General features: G+C 45.2%; 21 protein-coding genes. 14 read left to right on the top strand and 7 right to left on the bottom strand.

Annotated features, from left to right (window positions below):
* Positions 1 to 2: 2 nt before the first annotated feature.
* Positions 3 to 314: a flagellar hook-basal body complex protein FliE gene (gene fliE, locus GKR71_RS18225; protein WP_036951378.1), complete on the bottom strand. Its 312-nt coding sequence runs from the start codon at positions 312 to 314 to the stop codon at positions 3 to 5.
* A 250-nt stretch (positions 315 to 564) separates the two neighbouring features.
* Here fliE and fliF point away from each other — a divergent pair, with 250 nt between their 5' ends.
* The 13 genes from fliF to fliR all read left to right on the top strand — a co-directional run bounded on the left by fliF (position 565) and on the right by fliR (position 11,587).
* Positions 565 to 2,256, top strand: coding sequence for a flagellar basal-body MS-ring/collar protein FliF (fliF, locus tag GKR71_RS18230; RefSeq protein WP_154634667.1), 1,692 nt, complete (start codon positions 565 to 567; stop codon positions 2,254 to 2,256).
* Complete coding sequence (gene fliG / locus GKR71_RS18235) at positions 2,253 to 3,245, top strand: flagellar motor switch protein FliG (RefSeq protein ID WP_006657530.1); 993 nt, start codon at positions 2,253 to 2,255, stop codon at positions 3,243 to 3,245. Before fliF ends, fliG begins: the two co-directional genes overlap by 4 nt.
* Positions 3,238 to 3,969 carry a flagellar assembly protein FliH gene (gene fliH, locus GKR71_RS18240; RefSeq protein ID WP_036951383.1) on the top strand — a complete coding sequence of 244 codons (732 nt, stop codon included), beginning with the start codon at positions 3,238 to 3,240 and terminating at the stop codon, positions 3,967 to 3,969. Before fliG ends, fliH begins: the two co-directional genes overlap by 8 nt.
* Positions 3,966 to 5,330, top strand: coding sequence for a flagellar protein export ATPase FliI (fliI, locus tag GKR71_RS18245; RefSeq protein ID WP_036951385.1), 1,365 nt, complete (start codon positions 3,966 to 3,968; stop codon positions 5,328 to 5,330). The genes fliH and fliI overlap by 4 nt, the downstream gene beginning before the upstream one ends.
* 11 nt (positions 5,331 to 5,341) lie before the next feature.
* A complete protein-coding gene (gene fliJ, locus GKR71_RS18250) occupies positions 5,342 to 5,785 on the top strand; it encodes a flagellar export protein FliJ (RefSeq protein ID WP_036951388.1) in 444 nt (147 codons plus the stop codon).
* On the top strand, positions 5,786 to 7,201 hold the full coding sequence (locus GKR71_RS18255) for a flagellar hook-length control protein FliK (RefSeq protein WP_154634668.1): 1,416 nt from the start codon (positions 5,786 to 5,788) through the stop codon (positions 7,199 to 7,201). It begins immediately after the preceding gene.
* A 162-nt stretch (positions 7,202 to 7,363) separates the two neighbouring features.
* On the top strand, positions 7,364 to 7,849 hold the full coding sequence (gene fliL / locus GKR71_RS18260) for a flagellar basal body-associated protein FliL (protein ID WP_036951392.1): 486 nt from the start codon (positions 7,364 to 7,366) through the stop codon (positions 7,847 to 7,849).
* A 5-nt stretch (positions 7,850 to 7,854) separates the two neighbouring features.
* On the top strand, positions 7,855 to 8,862 hold the full coding sequence (gene fliM, locus GKR71_RS18265) for a flagellar motor switch protein FliM (RefSeq protein WP_154634669.1): 1,008 nt from the start codon (positions 7,855 to 7,857) through the stop codon (positions 8,860 to 8,862).
* A complete protein-coding gene (fliN, locus tag GKR71_RS18270; RefSeq protein ID WP_036951399.1) occupies positions 8,855 to 9,271 on the top strand; it encodes a flagellar motor switch protein FliN in 417 nt (138 codons plus the stop codon). Before fliM ends, fliN begins: the two co-directional genes overlap by 8 nt.
* Before the next feature lie 2 nt (positions 9,272 to 9,273).
* A complete protein-coding gene (locus GKR71_RS18275; protein WP_154634670.1) occupies positions 9,274 to 9,771 on the top strand; it encodes a FliO/MopB family protein in 498 nt (165 codons plus the stop codon).
* Positions 9,772 to 9,783: 12 nt separating this feature from the next.
* The gene (fliP, locus tag GKR71_RS18280; protein WP_036951405.1) at positions 9,784 to 10,527 is read left to right on the top strand and encodes a flagellar type III secretion system pore protein FliP; all 744 of its coding nucleotides are present in this window, start codon (positions 9,784 to 9,786) and stop codon (positions 10,525 to 10,527) included.
* Positions 10,528 to 10,535: 8 nt separating this feature from the next.
* On the top strand, positions 10,536 to 10,805 hold the full coding sequence (gene fliQ / locus GKR71_RS18285) for a flagellar biosynthesis protein FliQ (protein WP_036951410.1): 270 nt from the start codon (positions 10,536 to 10,538) through the stop codon (positions 10,803 to 10,805).
* A 2-nt stretch (positions 10,806 to 10,807) separates the two neighbouring features.
* On the top strand, positions 10,808 to 11,587 hold the full coding sequence (fliR, locus tag GKR71_RS18290; protein ID WP_036951417.1) for a flagellar biosynthetic protein FliR: 780 nt from the start codon (positions 10,808 to 10,810) through the stop codon (positions 11,585 to 11,587).
* A 67-nt stretch (positions 11,588 to 11,654) separates the two neighbouring features.
* Here the strand turns inward: fliR and GKR71_RS20470 are convergent, their stop codons facing one another.
* Positions 11,655 to 11,798 carry a hypothetical protein gene (locus GKR71_RS20470; protein WP_195848038.1) on the bottom strand — a complete coding sequence of 48 codons (144 nt, stop codon included), beginning with the start codon at positions 11,796 to 11,798 and terminating at the stop codon, positions 11,655 to 11,657.
* Between the two features lie 213 nt (positions 11,799 to 12,011).
* Here GKR71_RS20470 and GKR71_RS18295 point away from each other — a divergent pair, with 213 nt between their 5' ends.
* Positions 12,012 to 12,257: a hypothetical protein gene (locus GKR71_RS18295; protein WP_154600294.1), complete on the top strand. Its 246-nt coding sequence runs from the start codon at positions 12,012 to 12,014 to the stop codon at positions 12,255 to 12,257.
* A gap of 184 nt (positions 12,258 to 12,441) precedes the next feature.
* Here GKR71_RS18295 and GKR71_RS18300 read toward each other — a convergent pair whose 3' ends face one another.
* From GKR71_RS18300 to GKR71_RS18320, 5 genes are all read right to left on the bottom strand, one after another.
* Positions 12,442 to 12,693 carry a helix-turn-helix domain-containing protein gene (locus tag GKR71_RS18300; protein ID WP_154600295.1) on the bottom strand — a complete coding sequence of 84 codons (252 nt, stop codon included), beginning with the start codon at positions 12,691 to 12,693 and terminating at the stop codon, positions 12,442 to 12,444.
* Positions 12,694 to 13,265: 572 nt separating this feature from the next.
* The gene (gene flgL, locus GKR71_RS18305) at positions 13,266 to 14,201 is read right to left on the bottom strand and encodes a flagellar hook-associated protein FlgL (protein ID WP_036951436.1); all 936 of its coding nucleotides are present in this window, start codon (positions 14,199 to 14,201) and stop codon (positions 13,266 to 13,268) included.
* Between the two features lie 49 nt (positions 14,202 to 14,250).
* Complete coding sequence (flgK, locus tag GKR71_RS18310; RefSeq protein ID WP_036951438.1) at positions 14,251 to 15,891, bottom strand: flagellar hook-associated protein FlgK; 1,641 nt, start codon at positions 15,889 to 15,891, stop codon at positions 14,251 to 14,253.
* Positions 15,892 to 16,030: 139 nt separating this feature from the next.
* Positions 16,031 to 17,011, bottom strand: coding sequence for a flagellar assembly peptidoglycan hydrolase FlgJ (gene flgJ / locus GKR71_RS18315; protein WP_036951441.1), 981 nt, complete (start codon positions 17,009 to 17,011; stop codon positions 16,031 to 16,033).
* Positions 17,011 to 18,126 carry a flagellar basal body P-ring protein FlgI gene (locus tag GKR71_RS18320; protein ID WP_036951445.1) on the bottom strand — a complete coding sequence of 372 codons (1,116 nt, stop codon included), beginning with the start codon at positions 18,124 to 18,126 and terminating at the stop codon, positions 17,011 to 17,013. Before GKR71_RS18320 ends, flgJ begins: the two co-directional genes overlap by 1 nt.
* Position 18,127 lies beyond the last annotated feature (1 nt).

An 18,127-nucleotide genomic window follows, 5' to 3' on the forward strand; every position in this document is an offset into this window, starting at 1 on the left:
AATCACACTGGCATTGACATGATCTCTTGATACGCTGCTACCAGCTTATTACGCACCTGAATGCCCATTTGTAGGCTCAAGCTGGCTTTTTGCATATCGACCATCACATCATTTAATGAAACATCCGGCTTACCGAGGGTAAAATCTTGCACTTTCTGCGCAGATTGTACACGGGTTTCATTGATTTGGTTCACGGATGCCACTAAATGATCGGCAAAACCCACCGGCTCTACAACGGGTTTGGTATTATGTGCCGCTTGAGTTGCCACCACATTTAATTGGGAAACCACCCCTTCAATCGCTTGAATCGTCATTCTGTTCTCTTCGGTTAGTCGATAAGTTGAGCAAAAAATTGCCGTCACGAATTTTAGTTTGCCTACCCTACCACACCGTTTTTTACTTGAAGCCGATAAATAACACCAAAATTATAGGCTGATTCCGTCATTAGATTGCATCAAGACAATAAATAATAGCAGCGTAAAAAAATGAGGTTACGAAGAGGGAAATAAGATTGTTTCACCAAACGTATATTCATCCGTTTAGTTTGCATAGCAGGGAATATTTATGAGTACCGCATCTAAAGATACGGGGGAGGCCAAAAAAGGTTTTGCCTCACTGATCGAAAGCATCAAAGCCGACCCTAAAATACCATTAATTATTGCCGGTGCTGCTGCGATATCTATTATTGTCGCCCTGCTCCTCTGGTTTCGTAGCCCTGACTACCGTGTGCTACTGAGTAATCTGAGTGCAAAAGATGGTGGCGATATTGTCGGTCAATTGACCCAGATGAACGTCCCTTATCAAATCGCGGATAATGGCAGCGCTATTCTTGTGCCTGCTGATAAAGTCCATGAATTACGTTTGAAACTGGCGCAATCAGGTTTACCGAAAGGTGGCAATACCGGTTTTGAACTGCTTGATAAAGAACAATTTGGTATCAGCCAATTTAGTGAGCAAATCAACTATCAGCGCGCCCTTGAAGGCGAGCTGTCTCGTACCATCGAATCCCTCAGCCCCGTTCAAAGCGCCCGAGTCCATTTGGCTATCCCTAAACCAACCTTATTTGTCCGTGAACAAAAACTGCCGACCGCCTCGGTCACTGTCGGTTTATTGCCAGGCAGAATGTTGGATGAAGGGCAAATCAGCGCTATCGTTCACATGGTTTCCAGCAGCGTGACCGGCTTAACTGCCGCCAACGTGATCATTGTCGATCAAACGGGTCGCCTGCTGACCAACAACGACAACAGCCAACAATCTGCCAATAGCACACAAATCAAAATGACCAAAGAGATGGAGGCTCATCTTAAAGAGCGCATTGAAGATATTCTGTCGCCATTAGTCGGTCGTGCCAATATTCACGCGCAAGTCACCGCGCAAATGGATTTTTCAAAAGTTGAGCAGACTTCTGAAGAGTACAAACCAAATCAAACTCCTGATGCCGCTGCGGTACGTTCTCGCCAGAATAGCGAAAGCCTACAAAACAGTAATGGCGGTCCAAGTGGCGTACCGGGTGCCTTATCTAATCAACCTGTTAGTGCACCAAGCGCACCGATTGATGCTAATAAAGAAAGCACCGATGGAAAAACCGCAGGGAATACCCGTAATGGTACTCTCAATACTCAGCGTGATGAAACCACAAACTACGAAGTGGATCGCAAAATCAGTCACACACAGCGCCAAATTGGTGTCGTTGACCGACTGTCTGTTGCGGTGATCGTCAATTACCAATCCCAAGAAGGTGAGAAAGGTCCAGAAATGAAGCCGCTCCCACCGGAAATGTTACAGCAAATTGATGCATTAACCCGTGAAGCGATGGGCTATTCTGCGCAGCGTGGCGACTCCATCAATATCACTAACTCCTTATTTACTGACGATACGCCAGTGGTTGAAGAGCCATCGTTATTGAATAACCCACAGGTGATTGGTCAAGCTTTAGATTACGGCAAAATCTTGCTGATTGCGTTGATTGCGTGGTTTATGTGGCGCTTTGGTATCAAACCTCAGTGGGTGAAATATCGCAAAGCCCAACAAGCGCAAATTGATGCTGAAATGTCCATTGCCAATGCATCTCAAGTTAAAGCGCCGTTCGTGGTGGAAGAAGAAATTAGTGAAGATATGGACGAGAAAACCCGTCGCCGTCTTACTCGCCAACGTGTTAGCGCTGAAATTCAAAGCCAGCGTATTCGTGAAATGGCAGAGAAAGACCCACAAGTTGTGGCAATGGTTATCCGTCAGTGGTTAGGAAAATCCCAATGAATTTAACTGGAACAGAAAAAAGCGCCGTGATGTTGATGACACTCGGCGAAGATCAGGCAGCTGAAGTGTTTAAGCACCTGAATCCCAAAGAAGTTCAGCAATTGAGTATGGCGGTGTCCAACATGCGCCAAATCTCCAACAACGAACTGGCGGAAGTGCTCACCGAGTTTGAAGAGTCGGCAATTCAGTTTGCCGCCTTAAATATCAACACCAACGACTATCTGCGTTCGGTGTTGGTCAAAGCCCTTGGGGAAGAACGTGCTGCCAGCCTGTTGGAAGATATTTTCGAGAAGCAAGAGACCACCTCGGGTATCGAAAGCCTCAACTATATGGAGCCACAAACGGTTGCCGATATTATTCGCGACGAGCATCCACAAATCATCGCCACAATCTTGGTTCACTTAAAACGCAACTTAGCGGCCGATGTTTTAGAACTGTTCGAAGAGCGTCAGCGTAACGACATTATGCTGCGTATCGCAACATTTGGTGGTGTTCAGCCAGCCGCATTAGCTGAGCTGACCGAAGTTCTGAACAACCTGCTAGACGGTCAGAACCTCAAACGCAGCAAAATGGGTGGCATAAGAACCGCGGCAGAAATTATCAACCTGATGAAAAATCAGCAAGAAGAAAGCGTTATCGATGCCATGCGTGATTACGATGGTGAGCTGGCTCAGCGCATTATCGACGAAATGTTCCTATTCGAAAATCTTATCGAAGTGGACAACCGCAGTATTCAGCGCATTCTGCAAGACGTGTCTACCGACTCGCTGGTTATTGCCCTCAAAGGCAGCAACCAAGCTCTACGCGACCATTTCCTCAACAATATGGCAGCGCGTGCAGCCGAGATTGTTCGCGACGACCTGGAATCTCGAGCACCAGTCCGTATGTCACAAGTGGAAACCGAACAGAAGGCTATTCTGATGATTGTTCGCCGCTTAATGGAGAAAGGCGAAATCGCGATTGGTGGTGGAGACGACGTGTATGTCTAATACATCCAAAAATAATCAGCAGTGGCAGCCTTGGCAGTTACGGGAACTTAATCAATGGGATCTGAATTCATCGGCTATTCCGCCGTTGAATGACGTTCCTGAGCCAAACACGCCGAAAGTCCCCTGCTTAGAGCCAAAAGAAGTGCTCGAGCAGATCAACTTGCTGGATAACATCAAAGAGGATGCCCAGAAAACGGGCTTTCAACAAGGCTTTGAAAAAGGTCAAAAAGAAGGTTATCAAGCTGGTTTTACGGAAGGCTTACGTTCTGGTGAGCAGCAAGGGAGCGAGCAAGCCCTCGCCCTTCAGCAACCGGTGATTGAAACATGGCAGAAACTGTTATCAGAATTTCACTATTCGCTAGATACTTTTGACACCGTCGTTACCACCAAATTACTGCAAATCGCGCTAACTGCCGCGAAGCAAGTGTTGGGGCAATCTACTGTGTGCGATGGTACCGCGCTATTAGAAGAAATTAGCCATTTAATGCAACAAAAACCAATATTTGCGAGCCAGCCTGAACTGCATGTGAACCCGAATCATGTGGCGCTTATCGAACAACACTTAGGCTCATTGTTAGACTTGAATGGCTGGCGCTTAGTCGCCGACCCAAGCCTGCATATGGGTGGCTGTCGCGTGGTCGCTGAAGATGGTGAAATTGATATGACCGTAGCCACTCGCTGGCAAGAATTATGCCGCCTGTATGCACCGGAGAGCTTGTCATGACTGCGAGACTCGGCCGTTGGATAGCGTCTCTTGATGACTTAGAGTCACGCATGAAAGGCATTCCGATGGTACGCCGCTATGGACGTTTGACCAAAATTACAGGTCTCGTGATGGAAGCCGAAGGCATTAAGATGCCTTTAGGCGCCACCTGCTATATCGAACGCATTATTAATGGTGGCACTGACGAAGTTGTCTGCGAAGTGGTTGGCTTTAACGGCCCTCGCATGTTGTTGATGCCGCTCTCCGACCTCGAAGGTATTTCCCCGGGGGCGCGCGTGTATGCGCAAACTTCGGGAGAAGACGGACAAACGAGTCGCCTGCTGCCACTCGGCAATGAATTACTTGGGCGCGTATTAGATGCCCAAGGCACTCCATTAGATGGCAAAGGACCACTGGAAACCAAACAACGGGCGCCGCTAATCACGCCATCCATCAACCCGCTAGAGCGTACACCAATTCACGATATTTTAGATGTGGGAGTACGAGCGATTAACTCGCTGTTAACTGTCGGCCGCGGTCAACGTATGGGGCTGTTTGCAGGCTCTGGCGTCGGTAAAAGCGTCTTACTCGGCATGATGGCGCGTTTCACTCAAGCGGACATTATTGTCGTTGGGTTGATCGGTGAGCGTGGGCGCGAAGTTAAAGACTTTATTGAAAATATCTTAGGTGCTGAAGGGTTACGCCGTGCCGTTGTCGTCGCCGCGCCGGCTGATGTTTCACCGTTACTGAGAATGCAAGGGGCATCTTACGCTACCCGCATCGCAGAATATTTCCGTGATCAAGGCAAAAGCGTATTGCTTATCATGGATTCACTCACGCGCTACAGCATGGCACAGCGTGAAATCGCGCTTGCTGTCGGTGAACCTCCGGCAACCAAAGGCTATCCACCATCAGTGTTTGCGAAATTACCTGCATTGGTTGAGCGTGCTGGTAATGGTAAAAACGGCGGTTCGATTACAGCCTTTTATACTGTATTGACCGAAGGGGATGACCAACAAGACCCGATTGCCGACTCCGCTCGCGCTATTTTAGATGGGCACATTGTTCTGTCACGCTCATTGGCAGAATCTGGGCACTACCCTGCCATTGATATTGAAGCATCCATTAGCCGTGCAATGACGGAGCTTATCGCTAAAGAACATTATCGCAAGATCCAGCGCTTTAAACAGCTCACATCCAGCTATCAACGCAACCGTGACCTGATTAACGTCGGCGCTTATGCCATGGGCAGCGACCCAATGCTCGATACCGCAATTCAGTATTACCCAAGAATGTCGAAGTTTTTACAGCAAGATATTGATGAACGTTGTGATTATCAAACCGCTTGTGAACAACTGGCTCATGTTGTTCCCAATGAATAACGAGGAATGCGATGTCCAATAGTCATGCATTAGCGACCTTACTGAGCTTAGCAGAAGATGCCTCAGAGGAAGCGGCTAAAGTCCTTGCTCAAGTCCGCCAAACGCACACGCAAATGGCGGAGCAATTGCACATGTTGGAAAACTATCAGTCGGAATATCGGCAGAAATTAAACCAAACATTGCACACGGGCATGGACTCGGACAAATGGCAAAACTATCAGCAATTTCTTGTGACCTTGGAGCTAACTATTGAGCAGCAACAGCAACAGTTAACGCTCTGGGAACAACGTGTCAGTGACGCCAATCGTCATTGGCAAGAAAAACAGCAACGCGTCAATGCGTTCGATACCTTGATCCAGCGTGCAGAACACACTCAAAGCCAACGTCAAAATCGCTTAGAGCAGAAACAGATGGATGAATTTGCTCAACGCGCGACTTTACGGAGAACCCAATAAATGGACGTCAATGCAAACCTGTTACCGGTCCCCCCTACCGCTAACTCCGCGAAGGAACAGCCGCGAGACAAGCAGATTGATGAAAATCAAGCACCTGCCGTACCCTTTCAGGCAGTTCTTGAAAACCAGCAATTACCAGAAAAAAATAGTGATAGCGCCCCAACGCTTAATGGCACTGCTAACGAAACGCCTTTGAATCAACAGATCAGTGAGCAAAAACAATCTGATGCAGCCACTGCCGCCTCAGAAAAATCCACTGACGCGCCATTAGCAACGGACAAAATCGCGACCACAGAAAATCAGTTAACTCAAAAACAACAAGCTGAAAATACCTTAGCGCAGCTGAATTTCCGCCGTGACCTCAATGCACAATCACCACTACAAGCGGAGCTATTAACGGGTAAACAAAGCGAGGAACACGCCTTAATTAGCCAATTAAAACAAGCCATGGATGAGCGTATTCAAGCGGCCGCTAACCCACAAATCAGTGCGGAGAAACCCTCTGCAACTCCGTTCACTCAAACACTGCAACAACTGACAGATGTGGCACGTAACGTGGCGCCATTTGATGATAAAACCTTGGCTGGAGCACAATTGCAGCTTGCCGGGGAAGCTGATGAACCGACACTCGCTTTAATGAGCAAAAAAGAAGTGGGTGAACGTCGTGACCAGGCGCTATTTGCGCTGGATAATCCACGCACAATCCCAACGAAAGATCTGAATCAAGATGCGATGTCGCTCGGTAAAAAAGCGCCAGGCACAGAATCATTGTCACAAATCGCCAGTGCAACGGCTGAAAATACCCAGAATCTTCAAAACAGTGCTAAAGGGGCTTTTAGTGTTCAAACTGAAAGCAGCGCATTTAACAATACAGCGACGCCTTCTGTAACGCATGTAGCCGGTATTATGGCGACACCATCTGCCACACCAATGCCAACGGCAACGCCTGCAATGCCAACGCCAACCATGAACCTTGCTGCGCCATTTGGTACTGAAGCTTGGCAACAACAACTTAGCCAACAAATGCTGTTTTTCTCTCGCCAAGGGGTTTCTCAAGCGCAAATTCGCTTACATCCTGAAGAGTTAGGTTCCCTAAATGTGCATTTACGTATCGAAGATAATCAAGCCGTGATGCACTTTGTTTCTCCACATAGCCATGTTCGTGCTGCAATGGAAAGCATGATGCCAGTCCTGCGCAGTGCATTGCAGGAAAGTGGTATTCATTTAGCGCAAGGCTCTGTGGGGCAAGATAATTTTAGCGGTCAATCAAACGCGGAACAGCAATCTCGCCAACATGATGGGCAAATTCAGCCAACCCATCCAACAATGGGCACGGTTGGTATCAGTGAATCTCATGCCAGCGTGAGTGGGGTTAAATTGCCAACACATCAAGGTGGAATTAATACCTTTGCCTAAGAAATAATCTAATGGCGGTAATTTCAGGTCTAAAGCGTCGAGTTACCGCCTTTTTGTTTCGTTTTTCACTCCTTTAACTCTTCCCAATCTAGGGATAATGCTAGAGATCATAAAGTATAAAACTCCGTATGGGTTTGGCATTTACAACAGGAATTTTGCAACATGTCGTCTTCACGCAATCAATCTAAACGTTCGAACAAAGGGTTAATTTTACTGTTTGCCCTCATCGCCTTAGCCGGTGCAGGTTTCGGTGGTTACAGCTGGTGGACGACAAAACAAGAGGCGCAGGAGACTGCGAATGGGGAAGAAAAACGCCCAAATATGCCTCAACCGATTTTTATGGAGTTAGAACCGTTTACCGTTAACCTGCCAGGGGTAAACAATGCGGCAGATCGCGTGCTCTATATCCACATCACCTTACGTCTAGCGAATGAAAAGTCGCGTAAGCAACTTCATGAATACCTACCAGAAGTGCGTAGCCGCCTACTGTTATTGCTGTCAGAACAGCAATCTAAAAACATGGGCACTAACGAGGGTAAGTTGCAATTAATGAAAGATATTAAGGGGACACTCACCCCTACCCTGATCCCAGGCGATACCGATCAGGATATTTCAGACGTGTTATTTACTACTTTTATTCTGCGATAAGACCCATGAGCGATAATATTTTATCTCAGGCTGAAATTGATGCGCTACTCAATGATGACGCGCCATCAAGCGAGCAGCCATCCACGGATCTTCAAGGCAAAGACAACGTTCGCCCTTATGACCCGAATACCCAACGTCGGGTATTTCGCGAACGTATGCAGTCCTTGGAAATTATTAATGAGCGTTTTGCCCGTCAGTTTCGTATGGGGTTGTTTAACATGTTGCGCCGGAGCCCGGATATCACGGTTGGCGCCATCAAAATCGAACCTTATCATGAATTTGCGCGTAACTTGCCAGTTCCAACCAACCTGAACTTGATCCATATGCCACCGCTTCGCGGTACCGCATTGTTCACTTTCGAACCTGCGTTAGTGTATATCGCCGTGGATAACCTGTTTGGGGGAGATGGTCGATTCCCTGTCCGTTCTGAAGGCAAAGAATTTACCAATACAGAACAACGTATTATCAACCGTATGCTGAAGCTGGCTTTAGGCGCTTACCGTGATGCATGGAAGCCAATTGCTGACGTGGAAGTCGAGTATGTGCGTTCTGAAATCCAAGTTAAATTCACCAACATCACCACTTCCCCGAACGATATCGTGGTGACAACCCCGTTCTTAGTGGAAATTGGTAATACCGTCGGTGAGTTCAGTATCTGTATTCCTATTGCCATGATTGAACCATTGCGTGAACGGTTAATTAACCCACCAATGGAGCAAGGGCATCAAGAAAATGAAGCGTGGGTAACCAATTTAGTCACGCAAGTAAAACGTTCAGAACTTGAACTGATTGCCAATTTGGTTGAGGTCCCGCTGCGTATTTCTCGCTTACTGCAATTGCAAAAAGGGGATGTGCTCCCTATCGAGAAACCTGACCGTCTTATCGTCAATGTTGATGGCGTGCCAGTATTAACCAGTCAATACGGTACCCAAAACGGCCAGTATGCGCTGCGTGTGGAACATTTGATTAATCCTGTTTTAAACACTCTAGATGAGGAAAGTACCAATGAGTGAGGCGAAGAATTCTCTTGATGCATCAACCAACCACAATGAAGAGGATCTGTGGGCTGAGGCGCTGGAACAGCAAAAACAAGCGGAATCCGCCTCCGCAGGTATGCAAAATTTTGATAATTTCGACGGACAAAATCCATTAAATCAATTATCTGATGTCGATATGATCATGGATATTCCAGTTCGCCTATCGGTGGAACTGGGTCGCACCAAGATGACGATTAAAAAATTGCTGAGCCTGTCTCAAGGTTCTGTGGTTTCTTTAGATGGCTTAGCCGGTGAACCATTGGATATCCTGATCAACGGCTATTTAATTGCCCAAGGTGAAGTGGTCGTGGTGTCTGACAATTATGGTATTCGTATCACTGACATCATCACACCATCAGAACGTATGCGCCGCTTGAGCCGTTAAAAATGTCTGACGAAACAGCCACACCTTTGCAAACCGAGGCATCCTTGCAGACACCAGCTTCACAGATTGATTCGGCGCACACTCAAAAGCCTTTTTTGACCAGCACCGTCAGCAGCGAAGGTAACTCTGCACAAGCTATCAACCAAAATGATAGCTTAGCACAGATTTCAGGGGCACTTGGCGGGATCATTTTACTGATCTTACTGGGTGCATGGCTGTTTAAGACATTTGGGTTTGGACGTAATCCGCTTGTTAAGCAGCAACTGATTAATGTGAAAGGTCGTTGTACTCTGAGTGGCAAAGAGCGCGTTGTCGTGGTGGAAGTGAATAACGAATATTTAGTGCTGGGCGTCACATCACAATCCGTGAATTTGCTGCACCAGTACCCTGCACCACTAGAAAATGATGTTGTGAACTTTGCCTCTGAACCGTTAACGTTTCAGTCGATTTTCAAGAAAAAACAGGATGCTGCTAACGCTGTGGCACCTGAAAAACAGTAACCGGAAGCGCCCATGTCACCTTTAAAACCTGCTGTCATTATCAGCGCTCTGTTACTTGTTCTGCCACAATCTGCCTCTGCGGCATTGCCTGCCGTGATCAGCCATACATTGGCCGATGGTGGTCAATCCTGGTCGTTGCCCGTTCAAACGTTACTGTTTTTAACCTTGCTGGGTTTTATCCCTGCAATGTTACTGATGATGACCAGTTTTACCCGTATTATCATCGTATTAGGGTTACTCCGTAACGCCCTAGGTACACCGTCAGCGCCACCAAACCAAGTCTTATTGGGCTTAGCTTTATTTCTCACATTCTTTGTGATGTCCCCGGTTGCCGATCAGGTTTATCGCGAGGCATATCAACCTTTTAGCGAAGATAAAATTAGCCTAGAAACCGCATTAGAAAAAGGCACTGCGCCACTGCGTACCTTTATGCTAGGGCAAACTCGGGAATCTGATTTAGCGCTGTTTGCGCGTATCGCCAAAGTGGGTGATATCCAAGAGGCCAAAGATGTGCCAATGCGCATTTTAATTCCGGCGTTTATTACCAGTGAGCTAAAAACGGCATTCCAGATTGGTTTTACTATCTTTATCCCATTTTTGATTATCGACTTAGTGGTTGCCAGCGTATTGATGGCGTTGGGGATGATGATGGTGCCACCTGCAACGGTTTCATTGCCGTTTAAGCTAATGCTATTTGTGTTAGTCGATGGCTGGCAGTTACTACTCGGTTCCCTTTCCCAAAGCTTTTTTAATTAGGAGCACATATGACACCTGAATCTGTAATGGCAATGGGAACGGAAGCGATGAAAATCGCATTGATGCTGGCGGCGCCTTTGCTGTTAGCTGCTCTAGCAGCGGGTTTAATTATCAGCCTGCTACAAGCGGCTACCCAAGTAAACGAAATGACATTGTCGTTTATTCCTAAGATTTTATCGGTAATTGCGGTATTAATCATCGCGGGACCTTGGATGCTAAACCTGCTTACGGACTATATCCGCACATTGTTTAGTAACTTACCGTTTATCATTGGCTGATCATGTTAACCATTACCAGCGAAACCCTCACGCTATGGTTAAGCCAAGGTTTTTATCCTTTTGTTCGCCTGTTAGCCCTGTTTGGTACCGCCCCGTTTTTTAATGAAAAACAGGCTATCAGTAAGGTACGTATCGCCCTCGCATTTTTTACCGTTTTAGTCATTTCTCCACAATTGCCTGTCGCAACCATTCCACTATTTTCAGCGATGGGATTATGGGTGTGTGTACAACAAATCGTGATTGGTGCCGCCATGGGATTAACCATGCAGATGGCTTTCGCCGCGGTACGTCATGCGGGGGAAGTGATTGGTTTACAGATGGGATTGTCATTCGCGACGTTCTTTGACCCGACTGGCGGTCCCAATATGCCGATCCTCGGACGAATTTTAAATTTAATCACGCTGCTGCTGTTTTTGTCGTTCGATGGGCATTTGTGGCTGATTTATATTCTGACAAACTCATTTGAGCTGATCCCTATCCAAACTGCTCCTCTTCACCGCGATGGTTTTTGGGTGTTTTTGCAATTTGCTAATACCATTTTTATCAATGGGTTAATGCTCGCCCTGCCGTTTATTACACTGTTTTTAATTCTCAACTTGTCCCTCGGTATTCTAAACCGAATGACGCCGCAGTTATCGGTGTTTGTGGTAGGTTTCCCCCTTACATTAACTATCGGTATCAGTATGTTGGGGCTGATTATTTCTATCCTACCACGCTATACAGAACGCCTGATCCATCAAGCGTTTGAGCAGCTGTCGTTGATGTTTAATTTGTGGGTTTGATATGACCTACGGACTTCTAAGCAGCAGGTCACTCAATTAATGTTAGCCATTCATTTTACTCAATCTACTAGCTTTCAAAAAAGTCATTTTCGTCTTCTAGCTCTAATATAACTATCTCCACCGACGTATTACTTCGCTCTTCTATTTCGTAAGCTCTGCGATATTCTGGATCTTGTATCCATTCACTATGTAACTCAGCATGCGTTTTCATTTCTTCCTCCAAAAATATTGAAATAAAGCATAATTAGTTAGTTTGATAAATTTTGAATTTTTATTAAAATGACATAACATTAAATCACCTTTAATTTACATATAAAAACGAATCTAAAATTTTAGTTTGAAAAAAAAATAATAAATATTGCTAGATTTATTTCACTTAAAATTAGCGCTTTCCGATATAACCATTAAATTAGGGAACATATTTATGATGTTAAATAGAATCACTATATTTATTAATCAATTAATTTACCCTGTTATTGGTACACGTTACTCTCGCCAAAATTACGAGCATACAATCAAATTAATAGGACACTTAATTGAAAATGATCCTGACAATCCACTAGTAGAAATCATGTATACTATCATTGAAGATTATGAAGAAAATGCTGCTCAATCTTCTAACTTTAACAATATGTTGAAAACTGAACCAAGCCAGAATCTCATAGCTTAATAAAAATTAAAATCCATTTAATTCTTCATCAAAGAATATTTATTTTCTATACATTAACCATACTGTTAATAATTATTAAATTTTCTCATCATCAATTACTGAGGGAATATTAATTTCAGTCCGTTTTACCCTATTTCTATAGGGTCGCCATTCATAGCAACAACAATGTTTGAATTCTCGACACTTACCATTCCCTGTTCCAGCCTAGGTCTTCACTTAATGTTGAACCTCGCTCTACGACACGAAGCTCCAATTCTAAGGAGGCAAGAATTTTAAATAACGTTCCAAGTCTTGTTGACTCCGGTTTGCTTTCAAAATCAGAGACCGTGGCCTGCTTAATTCCCACTAGTTCAGCAATTTCTGCCTGAGTCAATTTACTTTTTTTACGATGTTCACGAATTGTAGTAGATAGCATAACGGGAGTTGTTATTTTCATTTTACCTCCGACATAGTCATTTTTTATCCCCGCAAGAGATAAAAGAAAATTATCCCTTATAGGGGATAAATCAAGAATATCCTCCGTAAGGGATAAAATACGTTCTATGGTGATAAATATAAAAAAGTTATATCGGGTAATTAACTGGATGCGCTATTCATGTTTTTTATATTTATACATCTAAGCTGCCTGTATGGCAGTGAAAATTAACTCGTCTAGCTGCGCTGCTGCATGACTTTCCTAAACTGCCTGTACGGCAGTGAATATCCGTTCTCGCTCTCGCAGCCAATTACTCTGTTTCTAAGCTGCCTACACAGCAGTGAACAACAGTAGCTTGTTTATTAAATAACAAAAACAAAGGTCAAATTCATCGTGACAAATACTATAAGCCAACAACAGAAAAATAAACTCTGTTATTTCGAACGAGAAAAGCGGAAATATAGATTGGAATATAGATATTCAAACGCTAAAAAATTAGGCGAGAAAAATCAGAAGGGAAAATTGAAAATAATCTCAGAAGAAAACCCGCACCCGATACACATGCCACTGCTACAGGGTGCGGTAAAAATCAATTAACGGCCACCAAATAATGACATGCTGTTTAGATCTTTGAAAATATCTTGAGAAGCTTGGAACATCGCCTTCTCTTTATAATAATCCGTTGTGGCTGCGGTCCAGTTAGTCTCTAACAACTCACTTTTACGTGCCGAATTCTGGATTGAACGGGTATCCGCTAAGAAATCAAGTTTATCAATTTCTTGCAGCTGCAAACCCTGCTTCGCTTCGATATTGGAAATTTGATCCAATGCCGCTTTGATACCACGGTTAGCCGTGTCCATACCCGCTTGCGCTCTATCTAAATCCGCTTGCGGTGCATTTTCTTGTGGAATGCCCAGCGCTTTGATGCCTTCGTTCAATGCTTTAAACACATTGACCATACCCGCACCATCAGTTTCAAACACTTGTGCGCCTGTGAAATAGGTAGTCATTTCACGCTCACTCGCGACGTTCTGAGTGATAGGCTTATCGCCACCGTGATACAGCACCTCACCGTCAGCATCAATTTCAAATGGCGGCTTATCGGATTTAAAACCTGCAAAAATATAGCGACCATTACCGTCGGTGGTGTTACCCAGTGCAACCAATTGATCTTTTAGACCAGTCAGTTGCTCAGCCAGTGAGTTTCGGTCTTTATCACTCAGAGCACCTTGGTTAGAGGCTTGAATGATAGTAGTATCGATTTGCGTCGTGACATCCGTCATTTGAGTCAGAATACTCATTTGCAGCGTCATACCAGTTTTAGCGAAACCACGGCTGGTCACATACTGCTGGTTACGGTTTTCAGACTGGTTAATACGCACGGCTTGGGATGACGCTTGCGGGTCATCCGAAGGCTTATTTACGCGGTGTCCTGAAGCTATTTGGCTCCCTGCCTCCATCCAACGAGATTGGGCGCTATTCATGTCCTGCAAGCGTTGATGGAAAATCATATTGGTACTTAAACGCATCGCTTAAATCCTTATTAAATTCTGATTAAAACCCAGTATTTTTAATTAATTAGAACGCACGCATTAATGCATTGAATAAATCATCAACCGTCTTTAATACCTGAGCATTAGCATTAAAGAATTGCTGAATTTTTTGCATCTGAATGCTCTCTTCATTCATGTTGACCCCTGAAATTTCTTGCTCTTGGCGATAGAAACTTTCGGTCATTTTATTCTGGGTTTCAGAATCAATTTGCGCTTGCTTAGTGCGGCTTCCCACATCATTGACTAATGTTGCGTAAAAATCAGAGAACGTCGAGCCACCATCAATCAGTTTTTGATCTTGCAGCTTAACTAACTCTTTGATGTTTTCGTTGTCTCCTGGGCCACCATCTTTGCTGCCGGCTTTTGCAAACTGCGAAGAATCCGTCACTAGCGTTGACATACTGTTAATCACGCCATTCATCGGTTTAACGACGAAAGTATCTCCTTGTGCAGGAGAATTGGTCGTGATTTTGAGTTCAATACCTTCAAATTTCAGTGAGCCTGGAGTGCTAGTATCAACTTTGACGTCAACGCCATCCGGTAAACGGGTCACATTCCATTTGCCGCCATCAAAACGCATTTCATAGTTTTTGCCCGTCACTTGAGAAACATCGCTGTAACTCAGGTCAAAGTCAGTTTTGCCGGTATTGTAGGTGTTGCTGACCACAGAGCCTTTACCAATCGCGAAAAAGTCTTTGCCAGTTTCGCCATTAGAGTCAAAGCCTTTTTGATGAATTTCATTAAATTTAGTCGCGAAAACTAACGCTAATTTATTGATTTTTTGATAAGCAGGGTCGAGCACTTCTTGGCGTGAACGCAAAATACCGCTCAATTCACCGCCTTTGAACGCTTCGTCAGGGATTTCACGAACTTGGTCATTCGCACCCACAAAACCAATACTAAAACGGCTGTCATCTTTTGAAGATGGCACCGCTTCTAAGCGGTTAGCTTTTTCGCCCGTGACTAACGGTAAACCGTTGGCAAAGGTCACGTTGTAGTTACCATTTTGCTCGATAACTTTAACGCCAACTAGCGAGTTAACTTCATTCACTAAGCGGTCACGCACATCCAGCAGGTCATTAGGCTCTGAACCGCTGACGGAGCGCACGCGCGCGATTTGTTGGTTTAATCCCGCAATTTTTTCTGCGTAGATGTTGATATCTTTCACCTTATTTTCAATTTGGCGGTTGATATCACGTTCCATCTCTTGCAGTTGCTTATCAGCTTCTTTGAATTGAGAAACTAACGCGTTGGATTGACCTAAGAAAACATCAAGCAGCGTTTTGTCGCTCGCATCACTGCTAGCTGCATCCAGCGCAGTAAAGAAGCTTCCGATGCTACCAGACAAGTCTTCGACATCGTTTGTCAGCAAATCATCAACTTTGTTGCAGTTTTTCACATACGCTTCGAAATCACCGCTACGCGCGCGGGATTGGCTATATTGCGCATTAACAAATTCATCAAACTCACGGCGAACATGGCTGAAATAGGTGCCGTTACCAAAATAACCATTAGGTGTCATCGTACCGGGATTCTCCCCGAAAACAGCACTTTGGCGGTGATAGTAACCTACGCCGGCGTTCGCTAAGTTGTTAGAAATAACACTTAACCCGCCTTGCGCAGCGTTCACACCACTGAGCGCATTATTCATTACATTGTTCAGCATAAGCTTTTCCTATTCTTGGGACTGAGCGCTTTGATTGGCTGACTCAATCTCAGCGCTAGCCACTCAAAATTTTTCACTTATTTATTTATCGGAAAATTGGCGCAAATGTTTAGCGCAAACTTTGATTTATTGCGACACTTTAAAAGATATCGTTTAAGTCGATGTTATAAGCTTGAATAGCCCGTGACGCCGAGGTATTCGCCACACTGCCCGAACCACGAATCTGGTTAATTAACGTGATCAGTTTGTCTGAATATCCGGGGTCAGTCGCATATCCCGCTTTATGAAGTCGACGTGCGGCAATTTCAGGGGTTGCGGCGTGTTTAACGTCTTTATAGCGAGGATTTTCCGTTAACAGGCTGATATAGTCGGAAATCGCCTCTTCATAGGAACCATAAACACGAAAATCATCGCGCATTTTGATAGTTTTGCCGTTGATCACTTCCGTGGTCATAATATTCGTGACCGGTCCTTGCCAATTTTTACCCGCTTTAATACCGAATAAGTTATGGCTGGTTTTGCCTTCCGCCGTCAAAATTTCGCGTTTTCCCCAACCGCTTTCTAATGCCGCTTGCGCCAGAATTAAGAAATGAGAAATACCGCTTTTTTCACTGGCATTTTTAGCAGGCTCAATCAGTTGATTGATAAAATTGCTGCTATTGAGTGATAAGGATTTGATTTGCTTAAATGGCGATGCCAGTGCATCCCCCATGGCAGGAGCGAATCGTCGTACCATTTGCTCTAAAGCAAACGGCGGTAACGATTGTAGATCCTGCTCATTGAGTGGCATAAAAGCGCCTTGTGCAGGTGAACTTGGCGATTGGTCACGGGTCAGTTGCTGATACATCATTTCCCCAAAACCAAGCCCTTTTTGGGCAAGATCTTGGGCAATTTGCTGGTCGTACATACTGGTCATCATGCGCGTTTGGTCACTGGAAAACATGCCATCCTGCGGTAATGCTGAACGCATACTCTTGAGCATCATTTCCACAAATGTCGCTTCCAGTTGCTGCGTCACTTGACGCAGCCCTTGTTCTGGCGATTTGTTTAATTCGCCTTTTAAACTGGTGAGCGACTGGACATCATACGCAGCCCCTTGTAATAACTGCATATCGCTCATTAGATGATCTCCAATTTCGCACGTAAGCAGCCAGCACTTTCCATCGCTTGCAGAATAGACATCAAGTCTGTTGGCGTTGCCCCTAACGTATTGAGCGCTTGGATAACTTGGTTAAGCTGAACGCTTGCATTCACTTTCTGTAGCGCCCCACCTTGCTCTTTCACGCCAATATTTGTGTTACGAGTGACCACCGTTTGTCCACCAGCAAATGGCGTATTCGGTTGGTTAACTTGGGTTTGACGGTCAACCGTAACAGCTAAGCTACCGTGCGCGACCGCACAACTGTCTAAGGTAACACTGCGGTTGATCACCACAGAGCCAGTGCGTGAATTCAGGATAACTTTGGCTTCTGCCATCGGTGTGCGCACGTTCAGCTCTTGAACTCGTGATAAAAAGCGGACTTGGTCCGTGTTATTTGCAGGAACGAGTAGTTGAACAGTTCGTGAATCTAATGCGCGTGCTGAACCCATTCCACCCAGACGGTTAATCGCATCTGAAATGTCTTGCGCTAATGCGAAACTGTCTTCGTTAAGTTGCAGGTTGATAGCACCACTTTGCCCAAAGCTACTGGCCAGTTCACGCTCAATCGTTGCACCATCCGTAATACGCCCACCATTAAGCTGATTGACTTTTACACTGCTTCCACCCGCGCTAGCCCCTGCGCCGCCCACTAAAACGTTACCTTGCGCCATCGCGTAAATTTGCCCATCAACCCCTTTTAATGGGGTCATCAGCAAGGTTCCACCACGTAAGCTTTTTGCGTTACCCATTGAGGAAACAACAACATCCACCGATTGACCAGAGCGACCAAATGGCGGCATCTTCGCCGTGACCATAACTGCGGCAACGTTTTTCAGCTGCATGTTGGTGCCTGGTGGAACGGTAATGCCCATTTGGGACAACATGTTATTTAAGCTTTGAGTGGTAAAGGGCGTTTGCATGGTTTGGTCACCCGTTCCATCCAATCCAACCACTAAACCATAACCAATTAATGGGTTATCTCTCACCCCTTGTACTGTGGTGAGATCTTTAATTCGTTCGCTGTAGGCAGGAGCAACAAATAGGCTCCCGAAAAGGCAAACAAATGAAATGAGAACGAATAATTTGTTTTTCATT

The sequence above is a fragment of the Providencia sp. wls1922 genome, assembly GCF_009706505.1.
Lineage (GTDB): Bacteria > Pseudomonadota > Gammaproteobacteria > Enterobacterales > Enterobacteriaceae > Providencia > Providencia lanzhouensis.